This window comes from bacterium (assembly GCA_023135785.1).
Classification (GTDB): domain Bacteria; phylum CAIJMQ01; class CAIJMQ01; order CAIJMQ01; family CAIJMQ01; genus CAZNJA01.
Genome location: JAGLSL010000041.1, coordinates 1 through 8106 on the forward strand (window position 1 = coordinate 1; position 8106 = coordinate 8106).

Consider the following 8106-nt stretch of genomic DNA (forward strand, 5'->3'; position numbering starts at 1 on the left):
AAAACTGAAACAAATAATATCAAGACATAGCTTACCGCTCTTCTAACCACATTCATTAATTTACTCTCTCCCTGCATTTTATTTTATAAAAGACATCTTCCTATATCTGTCCTTGTTGAATTTAGCCGCAGGCCATTTCGCGCCTGCGACTAAATTGTCTCACCAGGATTTTGAAGCTCAAATGAAACCAATTCCCCCTGATAACTTTAAGCTTGAAGGTTTATTTTGCTTTTAATTGCCCTTTCTAATTTGTTAATTAATTTTCTACACTAAATTTCCATAGAGAATGATAACCATATCTGGTTGCCTGCCTTGTTCCATACATCCTGACATAGCGGGCTGTTATCGTATCAAATTTTATCTCATCTGTCTCGTCACCTCTGTTGCCGGTAGAATAGACATTCTCCCAAATTTTCTTATTATCCGATACTTGTATTTCATATGCTTTACCAAAAGCATCTTCCCAATATAAAATAACCTTGTTGAATACAGCTTTTTCCCCAAAATTTAACATAATCCATTGCGGGTCACTAAACTCACCGGCTCATCTGGTTCCCATATCTGCCATCAATGGCATTCTTAGATTTAAGGTTCTGCTTCCTGCCCTCTACCGAAGATGAAGTAACTTTTCCTGTGGGATTGAGTTCTATGGTTATGGAAATTTCTTTGTCCGAAACTTCAACTTCCTTTTTTTCTGAAAAAAGATGGTCTAATGCTCTCGTCATAACGTAGTATTTGCCGGGTTTGAGATTTTTAACGGTTACTTCCCCATTTATCATAAAATATGAGGGTAAAGCACAACCGGAGGATGATTCACCACAACCGGAACGAGATTCATTGTACTCTATTTTACTGGGGCAGGTAATCGGTTTCTGTATAGAGTGCAACACTTGATTCTTCTATCAGCTGTTTAGTTTCCCATGGTGATTAATTTCAATAAGAATGTCTTTCATTTTTCTGTATCTTCTTCAACAGTAATTAAGTCTGTAGTAACTCTGATAGAAGAGTTATCTCCAGTGACTATAATATGTTCACCAGGAGATAGGTTCTCTAATCTAAAAGTTTCATCAGCTGAAATAGTAGCTTTTTGCAAAGGTTGCCAAAATCAAGTCAATTATTTAAAGGTGAGGATACAGTATTTGCCCATTTACCTGCCCGCTTGTCCCGATGTTACATCGGGGCAAGCAGGGATATATATTGCCTGTCTACCACGTATATCTATTTATTTCCATATATTTCTATGCATTTCTATCATATATCCATTGTATATCTACTATATTTCTATGTATATCCACTGTATTTCCATATATTTCTATGCATTTCTATCATATATCCATTGTATATCCATGTATTTCTATTAATTATTTTTTAGATTCTTCATTCTCTCTTCGGCGCGTTTTGCATCTTTTGTTTTTGGGAATTTTTGTGTTATTTTTTCTAGTTCTTCAATTGCTTTAGCCCTGAATCGAGCCTGCTCTCCCGCCCCGACGATATCGGGGGGTTTGGGGTTAGAATAATCTTTATCCAATAAGTAAATGTCTGCTTTACGGTTTATAGCAAATATTATGTCGGTATTTTCCCGAGCATATTGTTCTATTTTTTCGTAGCAGTTGAAGGCAGCTGAAAAGTCTTTTAATTTTTCATAGTAGATATCCGCAAGTTCGCAATAAGCCGTAATGTCGGTTTTGTCTTCGTTTAAAATTTTCTCGTAAACTTTTATTGCATCTTCAATTTTATTTTGCATTAACAACGCGCGTGCTTTGGAATAATATTTGGGCTTGGAGATTTTTTCTCCCGATTGCAAAATAAAAGAAGCAATTGGTTCGCTAATTTGGTCGCCGAAAAGATCCCAGATAAGATAACCTATTAAAAGCAGCGGCAAAACAAACAATGGGATATTGACAAGAGCACCGTATCCCGTTGAATTCATGGCGACGATTCTTAACTTGAGCGCGATAATGATTAAAACAATGAGGGCAATAATTTTTAGAAAAGTAAAATTTCTTGATTCTTTTTTATTGTTTTGACTCATTTTTTATGCTTATGCTAATGAATTTGGTGAGGTGTTGGATTGGTTGTCTATGGGCTGAATTTGTTCTGGTTCAGTCAATGGTGGCTCGGCTTTTTTGACCTGGTTTCGTCCTCCTTCTTTTGCGCGATAGAGCGCGTCATCTGCTCTTTTTAAGGTTTGTAAAATGCTTTCGCCTTTATAATTTGTTGCCACTCCTATGCTGATTGTCAATGTTTCTTTTTTGTTTTTGGCTACAGGTATGGTTACTTTTCCCACTGCTTTATGTATCCTTTCTGAAATAGCAACTGCTTTATATAACTTTGTGTGAGGGAAAAATATCGCCAGTTCTTCTCCTCCGTAACGACAAGTAATACCTCTTGGCATTGCATAACCGCGCACTACTTGGGCAATGTTATGTAAAACTCTATCGCCCATCTCGTGCCCGTATGTATCGTTAATTCTTTTGAAGTGGTCGATATCTAACATGGCAACGGAAAATTTACTTCCCATATTTATATTAGCGTGTCCGTGTATGATATTGTTACAAAAACCCCTCGTATAAATATTGAGAACCGGGTCGTATGATACTCTGTAAGAAAGTCTTGTAAGCCAATTGTAAAGGATAATTATCGACAGTAATAAGGGGGTGGATAACCATATGATATTTTCGATCGCAGTATTCCTAAATATGTGGCCGAAAGTATAATAACAAGCAAGTCCTGAAATCCCGCCGCCTAATCCGTAGTTGTTTCTTGAAAAGAACCAACTTGTTATGATAATTGCGGTGCATAAGGGGAAAATCCATACTCCATGTAATAACGTAAAATTAAATATGACAGAACCTTTTTCCAACAATAACATTACCAATCCCAATTCCATCGATGTAGCTATTGCGCAAACGAGCCTGTTGGTTTCTCTGCGTAGGAATCCCGGAACAATGCTTATTAACAGTAAATTGAACATTACCAAAAAATACATAGGTGTTATATGTCCAAAATCTTTGAAATATGGAGCGTTTGCCAATCTGAAAGCGTAAAGCATTCCGCTTATCATGAATAAATATCCCAAAAATGAAATCTTTAAATTTGGGACGTGGGGGAAAGAGATTATGGTTATAAATAACATTATCATTAAGCCGAATACATAATAAAAAAACAGAGGTCCTATTTCCAACAAATAATTGGCTTGGAAAAAAGAAAGTTTTTCCGGTTGAACCATTTGGTAATACCATGGAATAGTTAATATCAGTGGAAATATTAGAAAAGGCAAGAACCCCCATATGTCGGGATGAAATGGAGTGCGAGAGGTGCGTTTTTTTATATTAAGCAACCAAAATACAAAAAGCAGGAAAGGTTTCATTTTTATAATTTTATAATTCCCCCCGTTACATTTCGACCCCGAGAAATCTGCACCCTGAAATTTCGGGTACTTTAGTCCTGGGAATGCTCTGCATTCCTCAGGGGAAGATTTCCGGAACCAAGTCCTTGAAATCGCTCTGCGATTTCTAAGGGAAAAATGTAAGGGAGATAGAAACAACAATTGCTTCCATTATATACCATATACATTAATAGTATAGTCAATACAATAATATGCGATAGACAATTTTCCGATAAGAGTGTTAAAATACAAAACAATAATGAAGGGAAACTTATGAAATTACCCGTAATAATGATAGAAGGCGAGGGTGTTGCAGAGGTTTGGGAAAAAAGTCTTGTAGCTTTATGGGAAAAAGGCGCTGAAAATAAAACCGAATATGACAAAGCAATTGATCCGCCGAGTAAAGACGCGACAATGATTATGGCTGTAAATCAGCCGTTTTCCCAGCCAAGAATTCATCTTGCATTCCCCGGAGGGATGGAAGACTTGGAAAAATACAGACAAGAAATAGTTTTTGGCGTTCATGATAATTGGATCAATCCCGAAGAAGGTAAATGGACATATACTTATCACGATAGACTTTTTAATTATCATTTGCCGCAAAATCCAAAGGAAACCGTTCACTCCGCTCGCCCCGTTAGAGAAAAATTCTCTAAAGGGGTTAAAAGTAGGTCACCCTTAGGTGACCGTACGTCCCGACGTAACGTCGGGGCTACTTCTAACGGGGTAAATCAGGTGGAAAAATTAATAGAAAAACTTTCCGCTACGCATTATTCAAGAAGAGCTCAGGCGATTACATGGATACCTTTTTGTGACGCCAACGCCGATGATCCTCCGTGTCTTCAGCGAATATGGTGCAGAATTTTCGAGGAAAACTCAGAACTTTATTTGGTAATGAATACACATTGGCGTTCAAGAGATGCTTATAGAGCGGCTTTTATGAATCTATTTGGAATTACGGAACTTCAAAAATATATTTCCGAAGAAATATCAAAAAAAATCAACAAGAAAGTAAATGTAGGCAGATATGTGGATATTTCGGATTCTTATCATATTTATGGGGAAAGTTTTGGTGATTTTAAAGATAGGTTTTTAAATCTATTAAACAAAAGAGAATTTTATAACTTAGAAAGATCCAAAAGCAGAACTATTAGAAGCGATGACCCGGTGGCAGTTGAGGGATTTGGGTATGGCAAGAAACTTTTAGAAATGGAAAAGCAAACAGGCACAAAGGGAGCAACGTCTTAAAAATAAAAATGGAAATATAACGGATATACTAGATATACGTAGAAATAAATGGAGATACTTAGAAATACATAGTATATAGGCAATATATTTCAACATATTTCTATTTATTTCCGTTCAGTCTCTATACAGAAATTAAGGAATTCAAATGGAAAAAGTTTTCTGCATTATCCCGGCGAGATATGGCTCAACCAGAGCTCAAGGCAAACTTTTGCGCAAAATTTTGGATAAGCCGTTAATCCAGTGGGTTTGGCTAAACGCTTCAAAGATTTCTTCTTTTTCTGATGTTTTTATTGCAACCGATAGCGAAGAAATTGAAAATTCAATAAAAAAATTCGGCGGGAAAATTATCAGAACTTCTTCTTCGCATAAATGTGGTACAGACCGAATAGCTGAAGCCGCAAGAATTTTGAATCTTGCCGATGAGGATATAATTGTTAATATTCAGGCAGACGAACCTTTGATTTCTTCTTTGTCAGTGGAAAGTCTCGTCTCGTCTTTACGTAAATCGGGAATCATTGACATGGCAACTTTGGCATATCAATCCTCAAGTATAAAAGAATTTCAGAATAGTAACACTGTGAAAGTTGTTGTTGATAATAATAATTTTGCTCTTTATTTTTCTCGTTCGCAAATCCCTTTTTATAACGGAGAAAAACAGGATGATTTCGTATTTTTAAAACACTTAGGTATATATGCTTACAAAATGGATTTTTTACAAAAGATTGCTACTTTACCTGTTTCATTGTTAGAAGAAAAAGAAAAATTAGAACAGCTTAGAGCATTGGATAACGACTATAAAATTAAAGTTGTGAACAGCTTGTTTGATTCCCAAAGTGTTAATGCTGAAGAAGACTTTAAAATGGTGGAGAACCTATTGCAAATGCAGATTCGAAAATAGTTGACTATTGGCTAGATGTTTGATATCTTTTCAGTTCGACTGTTCGATTTTGAACGATTGGAAAAACAAAAAGTTAATAATATGGGGAAGAGAGAGCAACAGATATTCAGAGATACATTAATAAACATGGGGCTTGTAAATGAAGAACAGCTCGAAATTGCGCTAAAAGAACAACAAAACACAGGTGATAGATTAGGTGATATTTTAGTAAGACTTGAATTTATCAGCAGAGAAGCTCTTACCAAGGCATTGGCTTCCCATTTTGGTTTAATCCCCATTAATCTTAAAGAATATAACCCTCCCAAAAAAGTTGTCAATTTAGTACCTGCAGCAGTAGCAAGAAGATATAAATTGTTGCCTTTAAAATTGGAAAATGAAATCTTAACAATCGCTTTAGCTGACCCTTTGGATTTCTTATCGCTTGACAATCTTGAAAAGACCGTAGGGTATAAAATAAATCCTGTATTGGCAAAAGAACAAGATATGGAGTCGAAACTTACCCAACACTATGGAGTTGCAGAAGAAACGTTGAGCACTTTAGTTACTGAAATAAGCGAATCAAACTTGTCTATTGCAGGGTTAGAGGGCGAATCAATTGAGGAGGTGGGTGAGGACGCTCCGATAATAAAATTTGTGAGTATGCTGATTTTGGAAGCGTTTAAGGCTAGAGCATCTGATATTCATGTTGAACCTCTAATTAATAGGCTTCGCATGAGATACAGGATTGACGGAATACTTCATGAAATACAAGCTCCTCCTAAAAAAATACAACCATCGGTTCTTTCTAGGATTAAACTATTAGCAGGTATGAAAATAGAAGAAAAAAGATTGCCGCAAGATGGTAGAATTCTTGTTACCATAATGGGGAAGACACTTGATTTAAGAGTTTCATCTCTACCGAGTATTCACGGCGAATCAATAGTTATGAGAATTTTAGATAAATCCAGTCTTCTTCTTGGATTAGGAGAATTAGGGTTTATAGAGGAAGACCAAAAAAAATGGTCAGAAGTGATAAAAACAACAAATGGAATTATTCTTGTTACTGGACCTACGGGTTCGGGAAAAACAACTTCTCTATATGCGGTGCTGAACGAACTTAATACTCCTGACAAAAAAATCATAACTGTCGAAGATCCTGTAGAATATCAACTTTCCGGAATAAATCAAGTGCCGGTAAATCCGCAAATAGACCTTACATTTGCCAATGCTCTTAGGAGTATGCTTAGACAGGCTCCTGATGTTATTTTGGTTGGAGAAATTCGCGATACGGAAACTGCCGAAATAGCGGTGAGAGCGGCGTTGACAGGACATCTTGTTTTTTCGACTCTTCATACCAATGATTCAGCAAGCGCGCTTACGCGATTGATAGATATGGGTGTAAAACCATTTTTAGTTTCTTCTTCCGTCCAAGCAATATTGGCACAGAGATTAATTAGAACTATATGCAAAAAATGCATTGAAAATTATCAGCCCCCCGTAGAAATATTAAAAATAATAGAGCAGGAAATGGGCGCGGAAATATTAAAAACGGCAACTTTTAAAAAAGGTAGAGGTTGTGAGCAGTGCAACAATTCCGGATATAAAGGCAGGGTGGGGATATATGAACTTTTGGTTATGTCTGAAAAAATAAGAGATTTAGTGCTGGAACAAATCGTATCCCGTAAAATTAGAGATTTGGCCCGTCAGGAAGGAATGAAATTGTTGAGAGAAGATGGATGGATTAAAGTTTGCAGAGGGATTACAACTGCGGAAGAAGTTATTTCTAACACTCAAAGTGATGTTGTGGATGTGGATGAATAAGGACAGAGGATAGAATGAAGTATATCCTCCCTAGTCCGCCACTGATACAATGGCGAGACTAACAGGGGGGACGCCCAAAGAGTTGAATTTATTTTATTAACAGCTTCGGGCACAGGGGACAGTTAATAGAGAACAGAAAGAATCTGAATTCTGTTTTCTGACTTCTGACATCTGATTTCCGAACAAAGTGAGGGAAAAAAATGGAGATATCCGAGTTATTAAAAATTGTTGTAGATGAAGACGCTTCAGATTTGCATTTAAAAGTTCGCAAACCTCCCATTTTAAGAATACACGGCTCGTTGCATGAGTTGGATTATCCGCCCTTGACGCCTGAAGATACCGAAGAATTTATGAAAAATATTACCACGCCTCTTCACCAAAAAAGATTAAGAGAATTGGGCAATACAGATTTTGGGTTTAGTTTCGGAGAATTAGCCAGATTTAGAGTAGCTGTTTTTTATGAAAGAGGAACAATTGGATTATCCTTAAGACTTATTCCCTATAGGTTGTTGACTTTCGAACAACTTGGTTTGCCGAGTGGTATTAAAGAACTTCTATATCGTCCTCGCGGACTAGTTTTAGTGACAGGTCCGACGGGAAGCGGTAAAACGACGACTTTAGCTACAATGATAGATTTTATAAATACAAAAATGGACTGTCATATTATCACTATTGAAGACCCTGTAGAATATCGGTTTAAGAACATTAATCAGGTTCAGGTTAATCCTCGAGCTGGTATTACCTTTTCCAGCGGGCTGAGATCCATACTGCG

At 36.7% G+C, this 8106-nt stretch carries 8 protein-coding genes; 4 read left to right on the forward strand and 4 right to left on the reverse strand.

What is annotated here, in order from left to right; translation table 11 throughout:
- Window positions 1-256: 256 nt before the first annotated feature.
- From KAS42_03710 to KAS42_03725, 4 genes are all read right to left on the reverse strand, one after another.
- Window positions 257-514 carry a discoidin domain-containing protein gene (locus tag KAS42_03710; protein ID MCK4905331.1) on the reverse strand — a complete coding sequence of 86 codons (258 nt, stop codon included), beginning with the start codon at window positions 512-514 and terminating at the stop codon, window positions 257-259.
- Window positions 515-536: 22 nt separating this feature from the next.
- On the reverse strand, window positions 537-779 hold the full coding sequence (locus KAS42_03715; protein ID MCK4905332.1) for a hypothetical protein: 243 nt from the start codon (window positions 777-779) through the stop codon (window positions 537-539).
- Between the two features lie 578 nt (window positions 780-1357).
- The gene (locus KAS42_03720; GenBank protein MCK4905333.1) at window positions 1358-2032 is read right to left on the reverse strand and encodes a hypothetical protein; all 675 of its coding nucleotides are present in this window, start codon (window positions 2030-2032) and stop codon (window positions 1358-1360) included.
- A gap of 9 nt (window positions 2033-2041) precedes the next feature.
- The gene (locus tag KAS42_03725; GenBank protein MCK4905334.1) at window positions 2042-3370 is read right to left on the reverse strand and encodes a diguanylate cyclase; all 1329 of its coding nucleotides are present in this window, start codon (window positions 3368-3370) and stop codon (window positions 2042-2044) included.
- A gap of 180 nt (window positions 3371-3550) precedes the next feature.
- Here KAS42_03725 and KAS42_03730 point away from each other — a divergent pair, with 180 nt between their 5' ends.
- The 4 genes from KAS42_03730 to tadA (KAS42_03745) all read left to right on the forward strand — a co-directional run.
- A complete protein-coding gene (locus KAS42_03730) occupies window positions 3551-4636 on the forward strand; it encodes a hypothetical protein (GenBank protein ID MCK4905335.1) in 1086 nt (361 codons plus the stop codon).
- Window positions 4637-4781: 145 nt separating this feature from the next.
- A complete protein-coding gene (gene kdsB / locus KAS42_03735; protein ID MCK4905336.1) occupies window positions 4782-5534 on the forward strand; it encodes a 3-deoxy-manno-octulosonate cytidylyltransferase in 753 nt (250 codons plus the stop codon).
- A gap of 81 nt (window positions 5535-5615) precedes the next feature.
- Window positions 5616-7334 carry a Flp pilus assembly complex ATPase component TadA gene (gene tadA / locus KAS42_03740; protein MCK4905337.1) on the forward strand — a complete coding sequence of 573 codons (1719 nt, stop codon included), beginning with the start codon at window positions 5616-5618 and terminating at the stop codon, window positions 7332-7334.
- 200 nt (window positions 7335-7534) lie between these two features.
- On the forward strand, window positions 7535-8106 hold a 572-nt coding region (tadA, locus tag KAS42_03745), incomplete at its 3' end, for a Flp pilus assembly complex ATPase component TadA (protein ID MCK4905338.1).